Here is a 23,566-nt window from a genome sequence, read left to right on the forward strand (position 1 = left end):
GTTGTTCGTATTCTCCGCGGTGGAGGTGCCCCCAGCGGCGTCAGAGGCGGATCAGCTCGACGCTGTCCATGTGGATGAAGCTGGCGGGGTTACCGGAGGTGGCCTTCGTGTGGAAGCCGAACTCCAGATAGCCGCCCGTGACATGGATGGCCGGCGTCTCGATCTGCGTCCAGCTTCCATGGGTCCCGATCGTCGTGTAGGTGGGCGAGCACGAGCCGCACGTCTTGGCCTGGAGCCGGCTGAAGTCGTAGCCGCCGCCCTTCTTCACCCACGCTCGGACCTTGTAGTCGCCCGTCGCGAGCCCCGAGCGCGTCTGGTACGTCCACACCTCGAACGGAGCTCCGTTGGTCCAGTGGGTGAGGTGGTAAGCGCCGGATTGTGCGCCGTTGTACGTCTCGCTGAAGCTCGCTGCCCCGGTGCCGTTCGGGCTCCAGTTGGTCCAGCCGGTCAACCCGGACTCGAAGCTCGGGTTGGTGAGGGAGATGCCGCTCGAGCCGCCGCCCTGCTGGTACCAGCGCACCCACTCGACCTCCATGGTCTTCGTGGTACCCGACGGCAGATCGATGCTCGCGGGGCTCGGGTTGCCGTACCAGTTGCCTCCGATGGCGAGGTTCAAGAGGATGTAGTGGTTCTGCTGGAACTCCGTCTCGCCGTGGTAGTACGTGTTGTTGGCCACGACGTTGCCGTCGAGCCTGAAGATCATGCTGCTCGACGACCACTCGACCTCGTAGACGTGGAAGGAATCGGCGAGGCTCGATCCCCGGTTCGCTCCGGTCCCCCAGTGCGCCTCTCCGCCGTTCCACCAGTGGGCGGCGGACTGCATCCAGGTGGGCTCGGTGGATCTCCATTCGAGGATGTCGATCTCGCCCGAGCGAGGCCACGCGTTGGCGCCGGAGTCGATGTTGGCGCCCAGGGTCCAGAACGCCGGCCACATCCCGTAGCCGGAGGGCACCTTGATGCTCGCGGCGATCTTGCCGTACCGTCGCTCGACCTTGCCCTTCGTGTGGATACGCCCCGAATAGAAGGAGCGCCCGCCGTACCCGGTACACTGGGGCGCGGCCGGGTTGTCGCTCGTGCGCTGCGCGGAGATGATCAGCTTGCCATCGCGGACGGCGACGTTCGCGGCGCGCGGATACTCGAGCTCTCCGGTGCCGAAGTTGCAGTTGTTGGTGACCGGATCGTAGTTGCTCGTGAGCACGTTCCAGTTGGCCGTGTTCAGGCTCGATCCGTCGAACTCGTCCGACCACGCGAGGTTCCACCCCGGACCGGGTCCGTAGGACACCTCGGCGTACCCCTGGCTCGTCGTGTCCTCCGCGCCTTCCGGCGCGTCGGCCGCGGTGATGCACCCCGCGACAGCGCCGAGGCAAGCCACGGTCAGCAGCGCTGTGCAACCCTCTCTCCGATCCATGCGTCCTCCTCTCGTTTCCACGGCGACCTGAGTGCTTCGCTCGTGTGGCTGCGACTTGCAGCGTCCGTGCCCGTCCGTGAGGGTGAACAAATTCACTCGCGACAAGGACCGAGGTCGAATCATGGCGGGAGCGGGGTCGAGCGCGCGCGCCTGGGCGATCCGGCAGATCACCCCCGGGCGATCTGGGGGATCGCCTTGGGGTGCGGTGGAGTTCCGGGCCGATACGAGGTGGCGGGGGCGCGCGGCGTGGACGCGCCGGCCGAGCTCGCGGGCGGCGAGCAGCCGCTGGGCGTCGTGGAGCGCGAGCTCGCTCTGCTGCGCCGGCGTGGCGAGCCGGGCAGCCGGTTGCTGGCCGGTAGGACTCAGCTCAGCCCGTCGAGCACCTCGGCGAGCGATGCGGCGACGACGGCCCGCTCATGCCACCGTTCCAGCGTCTCCGGATCCTTCTCGGCCAGGATGCGCTCCCGGGAGGTATCCGGCACGGCGATGCCGCGAACCCGGAGCGCGGTCAGCACGGCCCGCGCCGCCTCCTCGGCGCGCCCCTCGGTGCGGCCTTCCTTGCGGCCTTCGTTGAGGCCTTCCCGGCGGCCCTCCGTTCGCGCCTCGGCCCGAAGGTTCTTCTCGTACTCCTCGAACCACGCCCGGATCTCTGCGCTCACCTCGTCCTCCTTGTCGGTCGTCGGCTCGTTGGCTCCGAGCCGGAAGTGTACCAGCAGCGGCTTGGCGACGCTCTTCTCCCAGGCGTCGTCGGGCAGCGCGGCCAGGTCGGCCAGCGCCTCGCGCAGGACGCGGCCAGAGCCGAGCAGCCGGAGCAGCAGCGTCGCGCGCGTCCGGGGCAGCTCGGCGAGCACGATGACACGCATCACCAGGCCCGGCACGGCGTGGTAGACGCCTGGTTGCATCGGCTCGCAGCGGTAGGCGTCGAGCACCGTCTCAGGACGCCCCCGGCCGATGACGACCAGCGCAGGGAAGTCCACCGCCGGCTGCTGCGGCGCGTCGGCGTCGTCGTCTGGTGCAGCGGAGCCGGCTGCGGCGCGGGCGCGGCGTTCGAGCTCGTGGTGCCATGTGAGCTGCTTGCGCAGGCATCGCCGGACCTGACGGAGGCTCGGTGTGCCGTGGAACGGCTCGAACAGGCTGGGCTCTGCCGAGAGCTCGCCGAGGAGGCCCATCCTGGCGCGCTCGGCGTCCCGAGCTGGATCAGGCACGCTGAAGACATCGATCTTCTGGGTCGCCGCCAGCACCTCGACCTCGGTCTGCGCCGCCGAGACGAGGCTCAGCCCGTCGCGCAGCAAGCTCTTCGCGAACTGGTCAGAGCTGTTGTGCATCGGCGTGCGACTCTAATCCATCATCGCAGCGTGTCCACCGCGGATTGGTGCGCGGAGACGAATTGTATCGTCCGCGAAAAGCGTCACGAGCAACGATTCATGTCCGTAATGCGTCATTGACAGCAATCGCTTACCGACAGGCAGAGCAAGTCGTGTGGAGATCGTTGTCAGTCGCATGATGTTTTCGGCGGTCCGGGAAATGGGCGCCATGCCAGGTGGGGGGCAGGCAACGCGACGGCCTGGGGGTGCGTGCGCTCCGCCTCTCGCGTGCATCAACTACCGTGATGCGATGGCGTTGCCGTCTGTAAGGAAATATCCGCACCAGCAGCGGTGGCCGACCTGGTACGGCGTCGCGCAGACCCGGCGGACACCGGACCGCGGTGCAGGACGAGCAGGCGCGAGGCCGCGCCAAGGATGCCGAGCCCCAGGGTGACGGGCGCGGCCTCTGGCGCGGTAGCAACGTCGACGAGCGTGGCGGCTGGGGTGCGAGCCGCGTCGCTCATGGCGCGGGGCCGGCGGAAGGCCAGGCAGTACCGTACGGGCCGATCAAGGCCTCCCTTGTTGACGCCGGATCCGCGAGAGCTCATTCCGGATCGCGCCGCGGCGATGAGCCGCAAGGACATGGCGCGCACACCCCTCGCCCAGCGACCGTGTTCCTTCGGGTCTTCAGCACGCGTGGGAGCGTGGAAGAAGAGGAGATAATGACCATGATCAACAGGGCTTGGACCATCGTTCTCGCCTCGCTCATCCCCGTCATGGGCTGCAGCAGCGAGCCGGAGGGCACGAATCCTCCGGTGGAAGGCCCGACCGCGGGCCCGACGTTCCACAAGGACGTGGCGCCGATCCTGCAGAAGCGCTGCCAGGGCTGCCACTCGCCCGGCGAGATCGCGCCTTTCAGCCTGACCGAGTACGCCGACGCGAAGCAGGTCTCGAGCCGGATCGCGGCGGTGACACAGGACCGGACGATGCCGCCCTGGGGCGCCATCGAGACGGACGAGTGCACGCCGCGCTTCGGCTGGAAGGACGACAGCAGGCTCTCCGACGCGGAGCTCGCGACCCTCGAGGCCTGGCACGAAGCCGGCGCCCCCGAGGGCGACCCCGCGGACGCGCCCGCCGCGATCGACCCGTCGGGGCTCCATGGCCTCGAGGGCGTCAGCGCCACGATCGAGCCCGCGAAGCCGTACGTGACGGGCGGCGACGAGGACCAGTTCCGCTGCTTCGTCATGGATCCGAAGCTCACGCAGGACACGTTCGTGAACGGCATGAACGTGGTCCCGGGGAACTCGAAGGTCGTCCACCACGTGGTGGTCTTCACCGACCCGCACGCGGAGAGCGACGCCCTGGCCGACGCCGACGGCGGCTACGAGTGTTTTGGCAGCTCCGGCGTCCAGGACACCCAGGTCCTCGGCGTGTGGGTGCCGGGCGGGCGACCGACCGAGTTCCCTCCGAACGCCGGCTTCCTCGTCCCCGCGGGGTCGAGGCTGGTGATGCAGGTCCATTACCACCCGGCGGGCGCGATGGCCGAGCCCGACGCGACCAAGATCCAGCTCCGGCTCCTCCCGGAGCCGCCGGAGTACAGGGTCGTCTTCGTGGCGTTCGGCAACTTCCCCTCGCAATGGCCGAACGGCGAAGGGCTCCAGCCGGGGCCCAACGACAGGGAAGGGGTCGAGTTCTTCGTCCCGGCGGGGGCCAAGGACCACACCGAGGTCATGAAGGTCACGCTCCCCGAGGAGTTCATGGGAGAATCGCTGGTGGACGGGATCCGGCTCTACAGCGCGATGACGCACATGCACTATGTCGGGACCGACATGAAGGTCGACGTCGAGCGCCCGAGCCCGCAGGGCGCCGATCCGGCCGAGGAGTGCGTGGTCCAGACGCCGAGGTGGGACTTCAACTGGCAGCAGACGTACACCATCGACGCGCCGATCGAGGAGCTGCCCGTCCTGAAGTCCGGCGATGTCATGACGTTGCGTTGCCGCTACGACAACACGATGGACAACCCGTTCGTGAAGAGGGCGCTCCTCGAGGAGAACCTCAACGCGCCGAGGGATATCGTCCTCGGCGAGAGCTCGCTCGACGAGATGTGCATCGGGCTCTTCAACGGGTTCGTCAAGAACTGACGGGCGCTCCTCCGGGCGGCTGACGCCGACCGGAGGGCATCACGCGCCGGTGGCAGGCCCGCCGTTTCTGACGAGGGCCCGCTCGCGCCTCCGTCCGGCGTCGAGCCCGACGCTGCCGCGCTGGTCGTCTTGACAGGACGGGGTGGCCGCCAGGTACGCTACGCGCCCGTGGCCGAGCAGCGTCTGAATCGCCTGGATGTCGGTGGCCGCCTCGAGCGGGTGGGCCCCGACGTGTCGCCGCGCCACGGCGTCGAGCCGGGCGTGCAGCTCGTCGCGTGCTCGAGCGGGGAGCAAGGCCGGCCGGTCGACAGACGGCCGGCTGCGGCGCCGGATGGTGAACGTCACGTCAGCCCGCATGGATCGACTGTCTGACGTCCGCGCGGTCTGCTTCGATTGGGGCGGCACGCTCATGTCGGAGGATGGCCCCGACGACCTGCCGATGAGCTTGTGGCCGACCGTGCGAGCGATCCCTGGTGCAGCGGAGTGCTTGACTTCGCTGGAGGGGCATGTGCCCTTGTGCATCGCCACCAACGCGAGCGTCTCTCGCAAGCCGATGATCGAGGCCGCGCTCGGGCGGGTCGGATTCGGGAGGTTCTTCCGCGAGATCTTTTGCTACACGGAGCTGGGATACAAGAAGAACCAGCCAGAGTTCTGGCAGGCGGTCGCAGCTCGGCTCGGGTTTCCGTTGCACCATATCGCCATGATCGGCGACTCTCTCGAGCACGACTGTATGGCGCCTCGATCGTTCGGCGTCCAGGCGGTCTGGTTCAACGAGGATGGCAAGCGTCGCGCTCCAGACATCACGGTCCCTGTCGTCACTCGCCTCGAGCGGTTCGCGGGCATGGTCAAGAATGTGGCCTGACCCCTCCATCGTGCGGACGTCACGAGGGCCGCGCCCGGGATCTCTGTCGAGTTACCATCTGAAATATTCTGCGGCTTGGATGCGGTGGCCTGGCTGTGGGTACGCTGCCGGTCCGCGACGCACTGGAGGTCTGCATGCTGAAGAAGGTGGCGTTCACGATGTTTCCGGTGAAGGACACGCAGCGCGCTCGCGCATTTTACGAAGGCACGCTCGGCCTGCGCGTCGGCAGCCACTCGAGCAACGGCGTGTGGACCGAATATGACCTGCCGGGCGGCGGCTGCCTGGCGCTGTTCAATCATCCCGATCCGAAATCGGCCGCCGAGCCGGGCGGCGCGAGCATCGCGTTCGAGGTCGAAGACCTGGATGCGCTCGTCGCGCGGCTCAAGGGCGAAGGCGTGACGTTCATGGCCGACGACGTGCAATCGCCGGTGTGCCGCATGGCGGTCATGCAAGACACCGAAGGCAACACCATCATCTTGCACAAGCTCAAGAAGAGCGCGTGAGGCCGGCGCCAGCGGCGGCCTGGCGACGCTCTTCTCCCAGGCGTCGTCAGGCAGCGTAAATCATAGGGCGCCTGCAAGGCTCGCGGCCAGATCCCCCTTTGGCTCGACCCGCACCGCCTCCAGGCCGAGCCAGCCCGCCATTCGCTCGAGCTCCGCCGCCAGCCGCGCCGGCGTCTCGTCGTCTGCCCAGGGTTCGGCGTGGCTGGCCTGGACGAGCAGCACGCCGGCCTTGCGGTCGGCCTTCAGGTCGACGCGGGCGGTGATCGCCTCGCCCTGCAGGAAGGGCAGGACGTAGTAGCCGTGGGTGCGCTTCGGCGCAGGGGTGTAGATCTCCAGCCGCACCCGCACGCCGAACATCCGCTCCGTCCGCTCGCGGAACCAGATCACGTTGTCGAACGGCGAGAGCAGCGCGTCGCCCTCGACCCGGCGCGGCCGGCGCGCGGCAGGATCGAGGAAGGCGGCCTCGCGCCAGCCCTTCACGCTCACCGGCAGCAGCTCCCCGGCTTCCACCAGCTCGCTCACCCGGGCCCTGGTCTCGGCCACGCCCATGCGGAAGTAGTCGCGCAGGTCGCGCTCGGTGGCGATCCCCATGGCCCGGGCGGCGATGCGGAGCAGCGCGCGCTGGGCGTCCTCGCGCGCCGGCGTCGGCGCCTCGAGGACGGCGCCGGGCAGCACCTTGTCCGGCAGGCCGTAGACCCGCTCGAAGGCGCCGCGCCGGGTGGCGGTGGTCAGCTCGCCGGTCCAGAACAGGCACTCTGCGGCGCGCTTCGCGTCGCTCCAGCCCCACCAGCCGCCCTGGCCCTTCTTGCTGCTCTCCAGCTCGGAAGCGGCGAGGGGACCCCGCTCGCGGATCTGCTCCAGGGCGCGGTCGACCACCGGCCGGTGCTCGCGCAGGAAGCGGGCGACGCCCTTCCACACGCCGACCCCCTCGCGGGCGTCGGCCATCCGCCAGCGCAGCAGGGGCTGCATGCTGAGCGGCAGCAGCGAGGCCTCGTGGGCCCAGTACTCGAACAGCGGCCGCTTGCGGGCCCAGGCCAGCTCCTCGAGCATCGGGCGCGGATAGGCGCCCAGCCGCGAGAAGGCCGGCAGGTAGTGGGTACGCGAGACCACGTTCACGGAGTCGAGCTGCACGACCCCGAGCCGCTCGATCAGCCCCGTCAGCTGGCGTCGCGTCGTGTCGGGTCCCGGCCGCGGTCCACCGAAGCCTTGCGCCGCCAGCGCGATGCGCCGCGCCGCGGCGGCGGTGAGGGTGTCCTTCATCGGGCGCGGACTCTAGCGCGTCATGCCGGACGTGAGCGCGCGACCCTCGCCATGGGCCCGACCTTTGCGGCTTGCGCTGGCGTCGACGAGGCTGGGTGGACCCTACCGCCGCCCGTCGTTGCCAGCGTCGCTCAGCTCAAGCCGTCGAGCACCTCGGCGAGCGACGCGGCGACGACGGCCCGCTCGAGCCACCGTTCCAGCGTCTCCGGGTCCTTCTCGGCCAGGATGCGCTCCCGCGCGGCGTCCGGCACGGCGATGCCGCGAATTCGAAGCGCGGTCAGCACGGCCCGCGCCGCCTCCTCGGCGCGCCCCTCCGTTCGCGCCTCGGCCCGAAGGTTCTTCTCGTACTCCTCGAACCACGCCCGGATCTCTGCGCTCACGTCGTCCTCCTTGTCGGTCGTCGGCTCGTTGGTTCCGAGCCGGAAGTGTACCAGCAGCGGCTTGGCGACGCTCTTCTCCCAGGCGTCGTCGGGCAGTGCGGCCAGATCGGCCAGCGCCTCGCGCAGGACGCGGCGTGAGCCGAGCAGCCGGAGCAGCAGCGTCGCGCGCGTCCGGGGCAGCTCGGCGAGCACGATGACACGCATCACCAGGCCCGGGACGGCGTGGTAGACGCCTGGTTGCACCGGCTCGCACCGGTAGGCGTCGAGCACCGTCTCCGGACGCCCCCGGCCGATGACGACCAGCGCAGGGAAGTCCACCGCCGGCTGCTGCGGCGCGTCGGCGTCGTCGTCTGGTGCAGCGGAGCCGGCTGCAGCGCGGGCGCGGCGTTCGAGCTCGTGGTGCCACGTGAGCTGCTTGCGCAGGCATCGCCGGACCTGCCGGAGGCTCGGCGTGCCGTGGAACGGCTCGAACAGGCTCGGCTCCGCCGAGAGCTCGCCGAGCAGGCCCATGCTGGCGCGCTCGGCGTCCCGCGCTGGATCAGGCACGCTGAAGACATCGATCTTCTGGGTCGCCGCCAGCACCTCGACCTCGGTCTGCGCCGCCGAGACGAGGCTCAGCCCGTCGCGCAACAAGTTCTTCGCGAACTGGTCAGAGCTGTTGTGCATCGGCGTGCGACTCTAATCCATCATCGCAGCGTGTCCACCGCAGATCGATAGGGGGATACGAATTGAATGATCCGCGAAAAGATGTCACCAGCAACGAGTCATGTCCGTAATGCCTCATTGCTTAGCAAGCACTTGCCTGCAGGTGCTGTGAGTCGTGCGGAAATCGTTGCTGATTGCGCGGCATCCCGGTGGTCCGGAGGCAATGAGCGCCATGCCGGACCGGAGCCAGGCATCAGGACGGCGGGGTATGTGCGCCCTGCCGCCGGTGTGAGCGTCAATCGTCGTGATGCGATGGTTTTGCCGTCGCTCGCGCTGCCGCTACCGCGCCGGGGTGATGGTCACCTTCAGCATCTGGTTCGCCGCAGGATACAGATAGCCGTCATCGACGGGGCGCACCTGGTCCGTGGGATCGTCGGCGCCCATCTGCGGCCCTGCCTGGCGCGGCGCCTGGTCGGGGCCCACGCCGGGCCACTGGTTGACCTCGGTGCCCGCGTCCCAGATCGAGACCTGGTCGGAGACATCGCCGCTCACCGGCTCGCCGCTCGCGTCGAACAGCGCGATCCCCTCCGCGCTCGGCGCGAAGAACAGATCGTTCGATTGCCCCAGCATCGACGCGAAGGTCAGCCGCTCGCCGGGCCGCGCGGTCACCGTGAAGCTGAACTTCGCGCCGGGCAGCAGCGGCCCCGGCATCGAGGCGCCCACGGGCGTGTTGTAGACCAGAACCGACGAGATCCCGCGCTCGCCCCCGACCTCGGCCTCGAGCGACGCCGCGAGCGTGGCCGGGTTCCCGTCCTCGGCCAGCATCTCGAGGCCCTCGCCCCGGTCCGCCTCGCCCGACCTGAACAGGGGCGCTACGGCCCCATGCACCACCGCGATGCCCGGCGCCGCCGGCGAGGTCAGCCCCGCGCGCGGCATGGCCCCCTCGTGCAGCATCATCGGGTTGCCGTCCTCGGCCTGCGCCTCCAGCCCGTTGCCGGGGTACGCCTGCCCGACCACGAACAGCGGGTCGTCCGTCGTGTGCACCACGAAGAGCCCCGGCGACAGCGGCACGGCGGCCGGCTCCCCGCCCTCGGGCATCAGCGTCCCGACCTCCGACATGTTGGTGATCCGGATCGTGAACTCGTTGCCCGGCTCCGGGGTCACCGTCACCTGGATGACCTCCTCGACAGCGGGGTAGGTATAGCCATCCTTCACCAGCCGCACCGTGTTGTCCGGGTCCGCAGCGCCCGTGTTCGCGGCGCCCTGCCGGGGCGCCTGGTTCGGCCCTGCGCCCGGCTCCTCGTTGGCCTCGCTGCCCGCGTCCCACAGCGCGACCTGGTCGGTCACGTCCCCGCTCACCGGGTTGCCCGCCTCGTCGTGCAGCGCGATCCCGGCGCCATCGGGCGCGTAGAACAGATCATTCGATTGCCCGAACATCGTCGTGAACGACAGCCTGTCGCCCGGCAGCGCGCCGACGCGGAACTCGAAGCTCTTCCCGGGGAAGAGCGGCCCGGGCATGCTCTCGCCCACGGGCGTGTTGAACACGCCGGCCACCCGGTAATCCCGCGCGGGCGTCACGTTCTCGATGGTCACATCGAAGCTCGCGGCCGCATCCCCGCCAGCGGACCCGCCGGCGCCTCCCCCGCCCATGCCGCCGGCGCCGGCGGTATCGCCGCCTCCGCCATCGCTGCACGCAGCGGCGAGGGTGAGGACGAGGGGCAGGGCCGACAGCGCGCGACTCCGAATCTTCATGACGTTTCTCCAGAAGGGGTGAATGAGATGACGCGATATGGATCGCCCCCGCCGCGGCGAGCCGCGTGGCAGCGATCGTTCCTCCGACGCGCCCCGGAGACCGGAGCGGCCGCGGGCGCCCGCATGGCGCCCGCCTCGGCCCGCGATGGCCCGTGGCGCGTCGTTCGATGGTGCTACGCGCTGGGAGCAGGTCGGTTTCGCGGCCCTCACACGCGCCTGCACGATCGCGCTCGGGAGGAAATTTCTAGCGCGGCCGGTAGTCGCCTCGGGCGCGTGGGCCGATCGCGTCGGGCGCCCTCCTCGTGCCAATGCGGGTCTGTACCGATGGGCGCCGCTCTTCCGGCTCCCCGCCGTCCCTCCTTCCTGCTCAACTCGACGGAGTCATCGCGGCGGCCACGGGCGGCGCGCCTCGACCACAGCAATCCAGGAGGCGAGCTTGAAGACGATCTCGACAAGGACCCTGCTCCTCGCGGTGCTCGCGATCGCGGGCGCGAGCGCGGCTGCGTGCCAGGAAGAGAAGGCGCCCCTCGCGCCCGCCGCGACCGAGCTCAAGGCGCCGGAGGCGAAGGCGCCCGCCGCGGCGACCTTCGCGATCGACAGGGCGGGGAGCAAGGTCGAGCTCATGATGGACGCGCCGAAGGAGAAGATCCGCGGGCGGATCGAGGGCTCCGCCGAGGGGACCTTGCAGGTCGATCCCTCCGACATCACGAGGACGACGGGCCTGATCACGGTCGATATCTCCCCCCTCGAGCTGCTCCAGACCGGCGTGGGCGACGACGGCAAGCCGGGCGAGGAGAAGAAGAGCGATCTCCAGAACGAGCACGCGCGCACGTGGCTCGAGATCTCGACCGACACGCCGCCGGACGTCCGCGAGAAGAACGCAAAGGCCCAGTTCGCGATCAAGTCGATCTCGACCTCCGGCGAGAAGGACCTCTCGAAGCTGTCCGGCCCGGAGCGGAGCATCACCGTCACGGCGTCCGGCGATCTCCTCCTCCACCAGCGGCAGACCCCGAAGACCGTCGAGCTCGTGGCCACGTTCAGGTACGAGGGCGACAGGCCCGCCGCCGTCGCCGTGAAGACCGTGAAGCCGTTCGCCGTCGGGCTCGCCGAGCACGACGTCCGCCCGCGCGAGGCGTTCGGCAAGCTCGCCCAGAAGACGCTGGAGGTGCTGTCGCCCAAGGTCGCCAAGGAGGCGATGGTGTCCCTGGAGTTCACCGCGACCGCGGGGGCCATGGCGCCGGCCAGCGCCGCGGCCCCCGCGAAGGACGTCGCGAGGTGAGGGCGCCCGCGCCGCGCCTCGCCGCGCGATGAGCCGTTGCGGCGCCGTGGCGGGTCTGAGATGGACCGGCGAGCCAGGGTCGGGTGATGCCGCTGGCTCACGATGGACGAGCTCGCTCTGAACACCGCGATGGATCGGTACGCGTGCGGCGACGCCCGCGCCTTCCCCGAGGTGCATCGCGCCCTCCACGCGCGCCTGCTCGCGTACCTCACCCGCATGTGCAGCTCCACGACGCTCGCGGGCGATCTGACGCAGGAGACGTTCCTGCGGATGCACCGCGCCCGCTCGACCTTCGCCCGCGGCGGCGCCGTCACCCCGTGGGCCTACGCCATCGCGCGCAACGTCTACCTCGATCACACGCGCGCCGAGCGGCACCGCAGCGCCGAGCGCCTCCCGAGCGACCCGGGCGCCGAGCCGCCGGACACGCGCGGCGCTGACGCCGAGGCCCTCGCGATGGCCTCGCAGACAGCGCGGGCCGTCGAGCGGGTGCTCGCGAGCCTCCCGGCGGCGCAACGCGAGGCGTTCATCCTGCTCCGCTACGAGGGGCTGAGCGTTCAGGACGCCGCGGCCATCCTGGGCGCGACCCCGACCGCGGTGAAGCTCCGCGCGTTCCGCGCCTACGAGGCGCTGCGGGCCGAGCTCGAAGAGATCAAGCGGCGGCCCGAGGCCGGGAAGGGGGCTCCGGGACGCGTCCGGGGAGGTGCCGATGGCGGATGAGCGCGATTTGCTGGAAGGGCTCGAGGACATCCCCGATCCCGCGGGCCACCTCGCCGACCGCCCGCCGCCCGTGATGGCGGCGCCGGCCGAGCCGTCGCTCACGCGGCCCGCGCGCGAGCGCCGCGTCGTGAGCGCGGTGCTCGCGGGGCTCACCTGGGTCCTGCTCCTGACCTGGATCGCGGGGTTCCGCGCCGATCTCGGCGCGCCCCGCGTCGCGATCCCGCTCGCCCTCTGGGCGTTGCTCTCCGGCCTCGGCCTGCGGCTCGCGCTGGCGCCGCGTGACCGGGGTCTGCCGGCCGGCGTGAGGGCGCTCCAGGCGCTCGTCGCCGCGGTGCCGGTCGGGTTCCTTGCCGCGGCCGTCGCGACGTCGGGCCTCGCCGACGGACCGCTGTCCCCGAGGTCGCACCTCCGGTGCAGCGCGATCGGCCTCGGCATGGCGCTGCTGCCGCTCGCGCTGGCGGCGTTCGTGCTGCGCCGCTCGTTCCTCTCGGCTCCGGCATGGCGCGGCGCCGCGATCGGCGCCCTGTGCGCGCTCGGGGCGGTGATCGGCATCCAGGCGCATTGCGCGTACGACGACCTCCTCCACGTCACCTTCGCGCACGGCCTGCCGATCGCGGCCGGCGCGCTCCTCGGCGCGGCCGCCGGGGCGCTGGGCGGGCGGGCCTGACATCACGGTCCTCGAGCGTCACGCTCGGATCCTCCCCCGGCCTTCGTGTGGAGCTCGCCTACGACAGCTGCGGACTGTTCGCCGCGACCTGGCGGGCCGGGTCATGGCAGCGGTGGTCGGGATCGGGGAAGCGTGATGCCTTGCCTTGCGGCAGGCGTGCCTCGCGGCAGGCGGGAGCCGGGGGGGGACGTATTCCTGCGGTCCTATCGAATCATCTACCGCGCCGCTGATGAGGACATCCGGATCTTGACGGTGTTCGAGGGACACCGGCGCCAGCGGCTGGATGAGAATAAACACCATCCTCCCGTGCTGGTGTACCGCGTGGCCCCGTCGCGTATCAGCGTGCGCCTACCGCCCCCCAGATACACGGAGATCGCGTTCAACAAGGGATCCTCCCGTCGCGGAGGCGCCCTGCGCGGCGCGGCTCATCGCGGCCACCTCCGACGGCGGGTGAGGGAGCGGGCGAAGAGGCGGCGCTATTGCCGCGAGCCACCCTTCGATTCGAGTTTGCGCCTGCGAGCCACCTCCACCTCAATCGCGTGTGTGTCCTGAAGCCGCGCCTCGATCCAAGCAGCAAGCTCGGGGAGGCTGCGCGTCTCCAGGGTGGAGAGCGGCGACTGCCAATCATCGCCCACCAAGAGCTCCGCCTTGAAGGCGCCGTCGGGATCCATCGACGGATACCAGCCTGCGTCCAGCGTGGCGCCGAGCAGCTCATGCCTCAGTGCCAGCAGATCCTCTTCGAGGTACTCCCACCGTGGATCGTCCCGCGCCTCGAGTTGCGGCGGGTCGATCTCGCACAGGTTGTTGACCACGATACTCCACCCGGTCGGGATGCGTAACGACTGGAGGGGGGCGATTCGGAAAGCTCTCATGGTTCGGCGTCGGGGATGAATTTGCGGACCTCCGATAGAGGCCGCGGGTGCCCGTGGATGCTTCCAGATGCGTACTCTGCTCTCAGCCAGCGGGTCGGTTCGCCGTTGGCGTATCCAACCGGCGAATCGAATCGACACAACGTGTGAAAATTGTGGTCCGTCATGGGGTTGACGACGAGCGTGCGGCGGCGCTCTTCGATATGCCACCCGAGAGCATGCGCCCAGCCCCAGCCGAGGCCGACGTCGCGCTCGCATGCCGTGGAGCTGTAGGAGCGCGTGAGCCGCAGGGGCAAGGGGCCTGGCAGCTCGACGATCACGCTCGGATGAGTGAAGGCGCGGCCGGTGGCGACGTCGACGGGATGGGATTTGGTGCCGCATAGCGGATAACGCTGCGGATCGAGCGCTCCCTTGCCGCCGCCGGAGGCGCTCTTTCCGCCGTTGCTCCCTCCCGCGCCCTGTCTGCCCTTGCCGCCGCGGCCTCCGGCGCCGTCGGAGCCCCCGCCACCACCGCCGCCGCCGAGGATGAAGACTCCCGGGTTCATTCCGGGGATGGCGGGGATGTTCGGGACAGGTGCCGTGCGCGCCATGGCGCCATGATGGCCGGGTGCTGCAAGGGGTCAAGCCGGTTGCGAAGGCTGGCTCGATGGCAGAGTGGCAAGCATGGCTCGCATTCTCGAGCTGGCGGAACGGAGCGGACGCCGGGCTGAGGTGTGGGTGGCGAGCACATGCTTCCGTGGCGTCCTCAGCTTCGGTAGCCGGGGGCCCGTCGACCGCGCCGTCCATCTGCGGGGAGGATGCGCGTCGCTTCACCATCTTCCGACCTGGCCGGCGTCGTGCGGGCCCGGCGTCAGGCGGGCCGGCCTCAGCGGTGGAACACGGAGGAGAAGCGCCCTGAGGGTGTGACGATGACGTGATCGACGAGGGGAATGCCGATGAGGTGCGCGGCGTGCTCGACGGCGTCGGTCAGGTCGACGTCCTCGTCGGTGGGGTGTGGGGTCGCCGCTCGGATGGTTGTGGCAGCGCACGAACGACGTGGCGGCCATCTCGAGGGCGGCGCGCAGCACGTCGGTCTGGTGGACGACGGTGCCGATGAGCCCGCCGCGCGACAGCATGCGGACGGCGCGCACGCCGTGGTGGGCGTCGAGGGCGGTGGTCTCGTTGCCCTTGCGGCGCGAGGGGCCCTTCAGCGTGATGCGATGCGCGTTGTGGACGACGCGGTCGAGCACGGCGTCGGCGATCGTCGGATCTCCGAGGTGTTCGTGCCACTTTCCGACAGGAATCCGGCTGGCGATGACCATCGACCGCAGCCGTTGGGGGGTCCTCGAAGACCTCGCCCGCCTTGCAGCCGGTCATTCGGAGCACCACGAGATCGCGTGGGTGGGGCTTGAGCCCACATCGCCTACCTCATCCCACGGGAGAGGATCCGATAGGTCGGCAAAATTTGGAAACCATGAGGAGCGGCGCGTATGGCTCTGCAATCGATACAAAGGCCGGCGGCGTTCACCGATCTAGTCAAGTCGCTTGCGCTAATACTCGGCGATGCCGGGTCGCCGGACAAGCCCCGCAGGTTAGAACATTTTGCCGACGCATCGTACTTACTCGCGCAGCTTTCAGCGTGGTCGTATGCTGAGTTGGACGATTTTGAGCTCGTACTGAAGCGGATGTTCGATCCTTCCCGAGTCACCAGCAAATGCACCGCAATTCGCCTGACCAACGATGCGCTCGTCGTAAATGCGCACGCATACATCGTCAAATTCGACGTCATATTTGAAGACGAAGTCAAGAGGATCGGCGTCCTCATCTTCCGGGGGACATCCTGGCAGAAGGCTCTCGACTGGATGGTCAACGCGAGCGTCGAAACGATGCAGTTCGGGGACTATGGTCACGTTCACGGAGGTTTTCTACGAAACGTATTGTGGCTTGGAAATGAGATTCGCGACAAACTCAACATCACCGGGTCGCCTCACCTCGATGCGGTCTTCGTCACCGGGCATAGCCTCGGAGGCGCCATGGCCGCCCTTATGACGATGGTACTCTGGACCGATCGCACCGATGGGACATACTCCGACGAGTTCCGGAAAAGGTTCTGCGGTTTATACACGTTCGGCGCACCGGCGGTCGGCGACGCCATCTTCGTGGACCAGTGCCCGCGCAACCTCGCGGACATCACGTTCATGCATGTCTACGAGAACGATATCGTACCGCACATGCCGTCGCGTTCGATGGGGAAATTCCAACACTTCGGAAACGTGTACCACAGCGCGCCCGATGGGTGGGTGCGAGGAAAGCCCATCACCCAGACCTACACCGCGATCGCGGCAAACGTTCTCGGTCTTTCCCACTTCGCACTCAAGGTCTTTTCGTTCACGAGATGGGTCCCCCCGGCGCTCTCGTTCGTGGCAAAAAACCTCCCGTTTACGAGACTTTTTATTCTCTCATGGACGGATCATTCCCCTCTCAATTACGTGAAGTGCTCCCAGATGAGCACCCTACCTCCGGCAGGCTGAGAGATCCGGCGAGGTCCTGCCGAGTGGACGTTAGAGCCTATCCCCGTACGCCGGGCCATTGTTGAGCGAGCACGCGCACACGCTGGCGGCCCCTTCGCTGAGGTCGAGCCCATGCCGCTCGGCGTGGGGCCGCTCTTGTTCAGGCGCAACACGTGGGCCGTCCTGCGCTCCGCCACGCTCGACAGCTCCGGCGCGCTGGTCTTCGACGGCTATCGCTACGAGCTCGCCCTCTGGTACGTCGGCGAGTGCTGCCATGCGGCGCTCGTGGACGTCGGCCCGGCCATGGCGACGTCCACGCCGGGCAGCGCTGCGTCCGAGCGGTCCCCGAGCACCGGCCCCGCGACCGCGCGCAGCCCTGAGGCGATCACCGGTCCGATGCCGCGCGCACCGCTCGGCCGGCTCGCGCCGGCGACGGCCTGCACCTCGCGAGGATGGGGTCTACAGAACGGATACGCATGCACGTGGTCGACGGATCCCCATCTCCGCGCTGCAGATGTCTCCCTCCAACCCCGCGACCCTTGGACAGAGCTTCTGCACCAACACCAGAGCGCGAGCCAGGGCTGACTCCCGGGCGAGGGCTGAGCGGCCGAGCGGGAGGCACGGTGAGCCATCGCGGGGCGCGCTGCGGATAACGGTCGCGCCCCGGCCGAGCGACGGGAGAACCCCGCATCGCTCCAGAGCCGTGACCGTTCTCCGCACGAGCCCGCTTCGGCCGCGGAGTGCGCCAGGGCCTTACACCCGATCTGATCGTCCGGCGCCAGTCATACGCGAGACCCTCGACCTTTGCGATGGGGCGATGGACGGAGCCTCTTCCCAGGACAGGACGCATGGGTAATCTCGGACGCTCGGGAGGTGGGTCACGAACAAGAACGCCGCATCGAGCCCGCGCGCGCGGGCGACGACCACGAAGACGACGCGAGCCAGGAAGAGCAGCGCCGAGGAGCCGAAGAAGGCTTCCGCGCCCCGCAAGTCCGCCGCGCCGAAGGAGAAGGCTCCCGCGAGGCAGAAGGCTCCGGCGCGCAAGAAGGTTCCGCCGCCCTCGCCGGTGCCGAGGCTCCTCGGCGTCCTCGAGTCGCAGAAGCAGCTCGGCGGCGCGTCGTACCCGCCGACGCTCGATCGGCTCGCGGAGCTGACCGGTGACACGCCCGCGGTGATCCTCAAGGCGCTGAGCGCCAGGGACGCGGAAGGACGCGTGCTGCTCTCCCGCGCCGCGGGAGGCAAGAAGAAGCCAGGGCCCGCTACAACGCTCGTGCTGCTCGCGGACGACCTGGAGGCCGTCGCGCAGTCCGATCGGCTCCTGGAGCTGCAGCTCCAGTCGGCGCGCACGCCCGACGCCCCCGCTGTCGATCTGGCGCAGCTCCCCAAGGGCCTCCTGCCTGCCCTGGGCCGCGCGTTCGAGGCGGCGCTCGAGCAGCGCATCGCCGAGCGCCGGCTTCCCCGGACCGTCGGCGCCGTGACCGGAAAGAAACCGCTGTTCTTCTTCCTCGCCGACGCCGTCCTCCCGGCCGCCGCCACGCCCGCGCTCCCCGCCGCGGCCACGTCCGCCTCCGCGCCCGACGCCGCTCCGCGCCTCACGGCCTCCAACGGCGCCCACCCCGCGGCCTCCGCCGGCGCCGGCAAGGCGCCCACCGACGCCCTCCGCGAGGCCCCCTCCAACGGCGCCCCCGCCGCCCCCTTCGCCGCCCGCTTCGACGCCGCCTTCACCGCCCTCGACCGCGACGCCGGCGGCCTCAACTACGTCACCCTCCGCGCCCTCCGCGCGGCCCTTCCCGACGTCCCGCGCGCCGCCTTCGACGCCGAGCTCGCCGCCCTCCGGCGCCAGCGCCGCTACTCGCTCGACCCCTCCGACGGCCGCCACCACCAGATGGCCGACGCCGAGCGCGAGGCCGGCATTCTCGAAGCCGGCAACCTGCTCGTCTACGTCGCCCGGAGGCACGACGCATGACCAGCGAGCGCATGAGCAGCGAGGAGCCCACATTCGAGCGCTTCCTCGCGGCCGTCCGGGGCACCAACCCGTTCCGCAGCCACCGCATCACCGACGTCGGGAGCGGCGAGGCCACGGTCGAGTCGATCCACAAGAACGCCTTCGGCAAGCTCACGCGCGTCGTGCAGGACGCCGCGAAGGAGCCGATCAGCATCGGCGCGCTGCTCATCGGCGCGCCCGGCGTCGGCAAGAGCCACCTGCTCGCGCGGCTGTTCCAGTGGGCCGGGGAAGACAAGGCCACGGTCGTCTACCTGCACAACATCCTCGCCTCGCCCGAGCGGATGCTCCGGTACGTGCTCAACGCGACCGTCAGCGACCTCGCGGGGCACCGCGGGAGCGACTACACGCAGTCGCGCCTCTACACCATCCTCAACCGAGCCCTCATCAGGTCGGGCGCGCTCAAGGGCCGCAAGATGATGATGGGGCCCAGGGAAATCGAGGCGCGCAAGGAGGCGCTGGCCCGGCTCGGCGCCAGGATCGACCCGCAGAACGCTGTCATCCCCGTGCTCAACGCGTTCCTCACCGGGACGTCGCACGGGAGCCTCGGCGACGCCGCCGCCGAGCGGCGCGCGCACGCGGCGGTGCTCTGGCTCTCCGGCGAGACGCTCGGGCCCGACGAGGCGCGCCTGCTCGACGGCGCGCGCCTGCTCGACCAGGCCGCCGGCGCCGCAGACGACGGCCTCGCCCTCCCGGACGACGCCGCGGTGGAGCGCGTCCTCCACGTCCTCGCGCACCTGTGCGCCCTCGCCGAGCTCCCGCTCGTGCTCTGCCTCGACCAGGTCGACAACCTCGATCGGGACGCCGTGCGCGCGCTCATGTCGTACGCGCACGCGCTGCTCGACCGGGCGAAGCACCTCGTCGTGATCGTCTCCGGGGTGAAGCAGTCCATGCTCTCGCTGCGCACCGGCGAGGTGATCCCGGCGGCCGCGTGGGACCGGATCGCCGAGCGGATCCTCGAGCTGCACATGATCTCGCCCGAGGAAGCCCGCGCCATCCTCGAGGGGCGGCTCGACGCCGCGCTCTCCGGCTTCGAGGAGAAGGAGATCGAGGAGGTCATCGCCGCGCGCAAGCGCGATCGGCTGTTCCCGCTCGGCAGCGCGTGGCTCGAGCAGCGCCTCGACGGCGTGGAGGAGCTAAGGCCGCGGGACGCGATCCTCTGGGCGCGCGACCGCTGGGAGGCGCAGCAGGACCGGCTCGCCGCCGTCGGCGGCAAGCGCTGGCTCAAGGAGTGGCCCGGCCCCGGCCCCGACGGCGGCCGAGCGCCGGCGCCGACAGCGAAGCTCGAGGACGTCATCGACGCCGAGGTGAAGAAGAAGCTCGAGGAAGGCAAGATGCGCCGCCGGCTACAGCAGGCGTCGCTGCCGCCCGACGAGGACAACCTCGCGAGCCTCACGCACCACCTGCTCGCGAGGTGCGCCGGCCAGAACGCCTCGACGCTCGTGAGCATCGAGCACCTCACCGCGAAGAAGCGGGGCAAGGCCCCGGCGTATCACCTGCTGGCCAGGGAGAAGCGCGCCGACGGGGTGACCGTGACCACGGGCGTGACGTTCCTCTGCGCGCCGAGCGGGCACGGCGCGCGGACGCCGCTCCAGCGCATGGCCGACGACACGAAGCACACGGACAAGCGCATCCTCGTCACCGACGAGGAGCGCCGGCCGCTGCGGCTCGGCGGCGCCGGCAAGGCCGCGTACGACGCGCTCTGCAAGCTGGGCCGGCAGCGCTTCCTCCACCTCCACCTCGACTTCGCCGGGCACGCGGAGCTCGACTCGCTGGTGGGGCTGCTCGGCGCCGCGAGGAGCCAGGACCTCGAGATCGAGCACCCGCGCGGGCAGTACCGCAAGGTGACCGAGGCCGAGGTGATGGCGTCCTTCCAGCGCCAGAGCCTGCTGCTCGCGCACCCGCTGCTGCGCGAGCTGCTCACCGAGGAGATCGTGAAGGGCGGCACGGACTCGGTGGCGCCCGAGCCGTGGGATCCGCAGCAGACGCGGGAGCACATCATGGCCGAGCTATCGTGGCGCCTCGGCCTGATGGCGAAGGAGCTCGCGCAGATCTTCGCGTCCCGGAAGAAGCTGTCGGACAGGCGCTTCCCGGAGGCCTGGTCGCACATCAAGAAGACGGCGCAGGCGCTCCACGACGAGGGCCACGTGCACGCGACGGCGACGGACGACGACCTCTTCGTCCAGCTCCGGGGCAAGAAATGAGGCTCGTCCACGTCAACGTGACCCAGCTCCGCGTCGCGGCGACGTGCCCGAGGCTCCACTGGTTCGACACGCGCGCCACGGCCGAGCGGCAGGACGGGCGGAAGGTCGTGAGCCGCATCTGGCGCAAGGGCGGCGAGGCGCCCGGCTGCGGCGCGCTGTTCCACACCGCGGTGGAGCGCTTCAACGCCGCCGCGCGGAGCTCGGACGAGGTGCTCGGCGCGCTCGAGGGCGCCCGCGACGCCGAGGGCCTCCAGCGGGCGCTGATGCGCTGGTTCAACGGCGCGTGCCTCGACCTCGACGCGCTCGCGGCGCGCCCCGTGCCGCTGCGGCTGGGCTTCATTTCTGCAGTGCAGCTCTACATGGAGGAGCTCGCGCGCCTCGCTGTGCACGCCAGGGCGGCCGGCCTGCCCGCCGCGGAGCTCAGGGACCAGCTCTTCGCCGACTCGCGCAAGCGGGTCGACGTGACGTTCCACGTCGGGGACGACGTCCACGTCCACGTGACCGGGGCGATCGACTACGTGTACTTCGATCCGCGGCTCGGGAAGCACCGCATCGTGGACTACAAGCTCACGCCGGCGACCTCTCCCAACAGCGATCTGTTCCAGGTCTTCACCTACGCGCTGATGCACCACCACCAGCACGGCACGAGGCCGGACGTGGCGGTGTTCTATCTCCACCCGACGCGGAGCGTTCGGGAGGCGCGCTGGGAGGAGGTCGAGGCGAAGCGCGCCAAGGTGTACGAGCTCATCGCCAGCATGGTGGCGTGGTCCGACCACGCGCTGGGCGCCGGGGGGCTGCCGCCGCCGGGCGACCGCACGTACTGCGATGGCTGCAAGCACGAGCGCTCCGGGGCCTGCGTCGCAGCGCTCGGCCACAAGGACAGGGGCTCGTGGGATCGGCGCTGGACGGCGCTCGAGGCCACCCGCGGCGACGGCCTGGACGAGAGCGCGCCAGCCGCTGCCCGCGCGCCGGCGGCCGGCGAGACGACAGCCGACGCGCCGATGGTGGACGACGATCCCGAGCTCGAAGCGGCCCTGGCGGTCGTGAAGCCGGCCGAGCGCCCGGAGCCGGCGCCGGGCCGCGGGAAGAAGGCGCCCGCGGAGGCACCGTCGGGCCGCGGGCCCGAGGCGCCGCCGGGCCGCGGGTCCGAGGCGCCGCCGGGCGCGCGGCCGCCGGAGGCCCGGACCGCGGGCGTCACCGGCATGCTCCTCGGCTTCGACGACGGCGGCGCGCCGGTCTGCCTGGATCCCGCGGTGCTGCGGACGCACGTCTCGGTCGTCGGGGCCGCGGGCAGCGGCAAGACGTGGATGGCCAAGATCATCGCCGAGGAGGCGCTGCGCGCCGGCGTCCCCGTGCTGGCGATCGATCCCCAGGGCGATCTCGTCCAGATGATGGAGGCGCGCCCGCGCGACGACGTGCCGCCGGCGCTGCGCCGCGCGTGGGAGGAGCTCCAGGAGCGCATGGAGCCGCGCATCCTCACGCCCGGCTCCTCGCACGGCCTGCGGCTCTGCCTCGACCCGCTGCGGCTCCCGAGCGCGAGCGAGCTCTCGCACATCGCGAACCCCGCGCTGCGCGCCGAGGAGGAGGAGGGCCTGCTCGTGGCCGTGGCGGCGAACCTCGTCAGCCTGTGCGCGTGCGGCGGCGAGGAGGAGTCGCAGCGCACGTTCCTCTACCAGGTGCTGCGGCACCTGCCGCGCGCGGCGCCGGTGCGGCTCCGGGACATCGTGGCCGCCGTCAGCGCCCCGGAGGACCTCGGCATCGACGAGGTGGACAGCCTGATCCGCAAGTCCGAGCGCGAGCGGCTCGCGCGCCGGCTCAACACGTTCGTGCAGGGCCCGTCGGCGCGGCTGTTCACCGGGGGGACGCGCCTCGACTTCACCGAGCTGCTGCGGCCGTCGAGGCCCGGGCGCGTCCCGCTCAACATCGTTTACCTGAACGCGCTCAGCAACGATGACGAGAAGCACTTCTTCCTCGCGGCGCTCGCGACGGAGCTCTACCGCTGGATGATCACCACGGTCGACGCGAGCACCGGCGGCGGGGTGAACCTGCTCTTCTACATCGACGAGGCGCGCGACTGGATCCCTGCCGGCGGCGGCAAGCCGCCCGCCAAGCAGCCGCTGATACGGCTCTTCACGCAGGGCAGGAAGTACGGCGTGGGCTGCCTGCTCTGCACCCAGAGCCCCCGCTCGGTGGATTACAACGTCTTCGGCAACACGAGCACGAAGCTCATCGGGCGGCTGGAGGCGGCCCAGGACGTGGACCGCGTGATCGACTGGTTCACGAACGAGGGCGGGGCCCCCTCGTGGGTCGCCGCGCGCAAGGGGGCAGAGAAGGGGAGCTTCGTGGCGCGCTGGCCCGACATGCCCGCGGAGCTCGCGGGGCGCGCGTTCAAGGGGAGGACGCTGTTCACGCGGCACGCCGGCGCGTGGTCGCCCGACCGGGTGGAGCGGGCGGTCACGGAGGCGGGGCTGCGCGGGGCGGGCGGGTGACGGAGCGAGGGTCGGGGGGGAGGGTCGGGGGGCGAGGTGAACGTGTTCTCACCAGCGAGGATTTCCCCATGATCGAGGTGCTAGCGCCACGGCCGTTCGACGGATCGAGAGGTCCAAAGCTCTTCCTTGCCGGGACCATCGACAACGGTCAGGCCGAGCCCTGGCAGGCGAGCGTCGCGCAGGAACTCGCCGATCTCGACGTCGTGATCCTCAATCCGCGCCGCGAGCGCTGGGAGCCCGACTGGGCGCAGAGCCTCGACAATCCGGGCTTCGTGGAGCAGGTCGAGTGGGAGCTCCGCGGGCTCGAAGAGGCCGACGTCATCCTGATGTACTTCGCGGCCGGATCACGGTCGCCGATCAGCTTGCTCGAGCTCGGCCTGTTCGGGCGCTCCGGGAAGATGCAAGTCGTCTGTCCAGAGGGGTTCTGGCGGAAAGGCAACGTGGATGTGGTGTGCGAGCGGTATGCCATTCCGCGTTATGCGAGCTTGCCCGAGGGCCTGCGCGCCGTGCGGGGCGCGCTCCTGCGCGGGAGCGGCGGGTAGTACCGGGTCGGGACGGCCGATTTCTGCGCGGGAAACGTCGAGGTCGGGACATC

General features: G+C 70.3%; 21 protein-coding genes. 11 read left to right on the top strand and 10 right to left on the bottom strand.

Annotation, left to right across the window (positions count from 1 at the left end):
- Positions 1 to 40 precede the first annotated feature (40 nt).
- Positions 41 to 1,408 (bottom strand): glycoside hydrolase family 16 protein, encoded by a 1,368-nt coding sequence (locus WME96_RS42760; RefSeq protein WP_437287281.1) that lies wholly within the window; start codon positions 1,406 to 1,408, stop codon positions 41 to 43.
- Between the two features lie 362 nt (positions 1,409 to 1,770).
- Positions 1,771 to 2,733 (bottom strand): hypothetical protein, encoded by a 963-nt coding sequence (locus WME96_RS42765; protein WP_437287282.1) that lies wholly within the window; start codon positions 2,731 to 2,733, stop codon positions 1,771 to 1,773.
- A 707-nt stretch (positions 2,734 to 3,440) separates the two neighbouring features.
- On the opposite strand from WME96_RS42765, the gene WME96_RS42770 reads away from it, so the two are divergent.
- Positions 3,441 to 4,853 (top strand): hypothetical protein, encoded by a 1,413-nt coding sequence (locus WME96_RS42770; RefSeq protein WP_437287283.1) that lies wholly within the window; start codon positions 3,441 to 3,443, stop codon positions 4,851 to 4,853.
- Between the two features lie 39 nt (positions 4,854 to 4,892).
- Here the strand turns inward: WME96_RS42770 and WME96_RS42775 are convergent, their stop codons facing one another.
- Positions 4,893 to 5,198, bottom strand: a complete 306-nt coding sequence (locus WME96_RS42775) for a hypothetical protein (RefSeq protein ID WP_437287284.1) — start codon at positions 5,196 to 5,198, stop codon at positions 4,893 to 4,895.
- Between the two features lie 10 nt (positions 5,199 to 5,208).
- Here WME96_RS42775 and WME96_RS42780 point away from each other — a divergent pair, with 10 nt between their 5' ends.
- On the top strand, positions 5,209 to 5,715 hold the full coding sequence (locus WME96_RS42780; RefSeq protein ID WP_437287285.1) for an HAD family hydrolase: 507 nt from the start codon (positions 5,209 to 5,211) through the stop codon (positions 5,713 to 5,715).
- Between the two features lie 134 nt (positions 5,716 to 5,849).
- The gene (locus WME96_RS42785) at positions 5,850 to 6,218 is read left to right on the top strand and encodes a VOC family protein (protein WP_437287286.1); all 369 of its coding nucleotides are present in this window, start codon (positions 5,850 to 5,852) and stop codon (positions 6,216 to 6,218) included.
- Positions 6,219 to 6,278: 60 nt separating this feature from the next.
- Here the strand turns inward: WME96_RS42785 and WME96_RS42790 are convergent, their stop codons facing one another.
- The 3 genes from WME96_RS42790 to WME96_RS42800 all read right to left on the bottom strand — a co-directional run bounded on the left by WME96_RS42790 (position 6,279) and on the right by WME96_RS42800 (position 10,255).
- Complete coding sequence (locus tag WME96_RS42790; RefSeq protein ID WP_437287287.1) at positions 6,279 to 7,478, bottom strand: winged helix-turn-helix domain-containing protein; 1,200 nt, start codon at positions 7,476 to 7,478, stop codon at positions 6,279 to 6,281.
- Between the two features lie 131 nt (positions 7,479 to 7,609).
- Positions 7,610 to 8,524, bottom strand: a complete 915-nt coding sequence (locus tag WME96_RS42795; RefSeq protein WP_437287288.1) for a hypothetical protein — start codon at positions 8,522 to 8,524, stop codon at positions 7,610 to 7,612.
- Between the two features lie 318 nt (positions 8,525 to 8,842).
- Positions 8,843 to 10,255: a spondin domain-containing protein gene (locus WME96_RS42800; RefSeq protein ID WP_437287289.1), complete on the bottom strand. Its 1,413-nt coding sequence runs from the start codon at positions 10,253 to 10,255 to the stop codon at positions 8,843 to 8,845.
- Between the two features lie 436 nt (positions 10,256 to 10,691).
- Here WME96_RS42800 and WME96_RS42805 point away from each other — a divergent pair, with 436 nt between their 5' ends.
- The 3 genes from WME96_RS42805 (at position 10,692) to WME96_RS42815 (ending at position 12,918) form a co-directional block, all read left to right on the top strand.
- Positions 10,692 to 11,534, top strand: a complete 843-nt coding sequence (locus WME96_RS42805; RefSeq protein WP_437287290.1) for a hypothetical protein — start codon at positions 10,692 to 10,694, stop codon at positions 11,532 to 11,534.
- 102 nt (positions 11,535 to 11,636) lie between these two features.
- Positions 11,637 to 12,251, top strand: a complete 615-nt coding sequence (locus tag WME96_RS42810) for an RNA polymerase sigma factor (RefSeq protein ID WP_437287291.1) — start codon at positions 11,637 to 11,639, stop codon at positions 12,249 to 12,251.
- 7 nt (positions 12,252 to 12,258) lie between these two features.
- On the top strand, positions 12,259 to 12,918 hold the full coding sequence (locus tag WME96_RS42815; protein WP_437287292.1) for an NrsF family protein: 660 nt from the start codon (positions 12,259 to 12,261) through the stop codon (positions 12,916 to 12,918).
- Between the two features lie 476 nt (positions 12,919 to 13,394).
- Here WME96_RS42815 and WME96_RS42820 read toward each other — a convergent pair whose 3' ends face one another.
- The 3 genes from WME96_RS42820 to WME96_RS42830 form a co-directional block, all read right to left on the bottom strand.
- Positions 13,395 to 13,730 (bottom strand): hypothetical protein, encoded by a 336-nt coding sequence (locus tag WME96_RS42820; protein WP_437287293.1) that lies wholly within the window; start codon positions 13,728 to 13,730, stop codon positions 13,395 to 13,397.
- 56 nt (positions 13,731 to 13,786) lie between these two features.
- Positions 13,787 to 14,377 (bottom strand): DUF6531 domain-containing protein, encoded by a 591-nt coding sequence (locus WME96_RS42825; protein WP_437287294.1) that lies wholly within the window; start codon positions 14,375 to 14,377, stop codon positions 13,787 to 13,789.
- A gap of 219 nt (positions 14,378 to 14,596) precedes the next feature.
- Positions 14,597 to 15,088, bottom strand: a complete 492-nt coding sequence (locus tag WME96_RS42830) for a JAB domain-containing protein (protein ID WP_437287295.1) — start codon at positions 15,086 to 15,088, stop codon at positions 14,597 to 14,599.
- A gap of 168 nt (positions 15,089 to 15,256) precedes the next feature.
- Between WME96_RS42830 and WME96_RS42835 the strand changes: the two genes are divergently transcribed.
- Positions 15,257 to 16,297, top strand: a complete 1,041-nt coding sequence (locus WME96_RS42835; RefSeq protein WP_437287296.1) for a lipase family protein — start codon at positions 15,257 to 15,259, stop codon at positions 16,295 to 16,297.
- A gap of 215 nt (positions 16,298 to 16,512) precedes the next feature.
- Here WME96_RS42835 and WME96_RS42840 read toward each other — a convergent pair whose 3' ends face one another.
- On the bottom strand, positions 16,513 to 16,719 hold the full coding sequence (locus WME96_RS42840) for a hypothetical protein (protein WP_437287297.1): 207 nt from the start codon (positions 16,717 to 16,719) through the stop codon (positions 16,513 to 16,515).
- 623 nt (positions 16,720 to 17,342) lie between these two features.
- Here WME96_RS42840 and WME96_RS42845 point away from each other — a divergent pair.
- From WME96_RS42845 to WME96_RS42860, 4 genes are all read left to right on the top strand, one after another.
- Entirely contained in the window at positions 17,343 to 18,242 is a 900-nt protein-coding gene (locus tag WME96_RS42845; RefSeq protein WP_437287298.1) for a hypothetical protein, read from the top strand.
- Positions 18,239 to 20,482, top strand: a complete 2,244-nt coding sequence (locus tag WME96_RS42850; RefSeq protein WP_437287299.1) for an ATP-binding protein — start codon at positions 18,239 to 18,241, stop codon at positions 20,480 to 20,482. Before WME96_RS42845 ends, WME96_RS42850 begins: the two co-directional genes overlap by 4 nt.
- On the top strand, positions 20,479 to 22,971 hold the full coding sequence (locus WME96_RS42855; protein WP_437287300.1) for a helicase HerA-like domain-containing protein: 2,493 nt from the start codon (positions 20,479 to 20,481) through the stop codon (positions 22,969 to 22,971). Before WME96_RS42850 ends, WME96_RS42855 begins: the two co-directional genes overlap by 4 nt.
- Before the next feature lie 68 nt (positions 22,972 to 23,039).
- Positions 23,040 to 23,513, top strand: a complete 474-nt coding sequence (locus WME96_RS42860) for a nucleoside 2-deoxyribosyltransferase domain-containing protein (RefSeq protein ID WP_437287301.1) — start codon at positions 23,040 to 23,042, stop codon at positions 23,511 to 23,513.
- Positions 23,514 to 23,566: the final 53 nt, after the last annotated feature.

It is taken from the genome of Sorangium sp. So ce406, from assembly GCF_051474675.1.
Lineage (GTDB): Bacteria > Myxococcota_A > Polyangia > Polyangiales > Polyangiaceae > Sorangium > Sorangium cellulosum_G.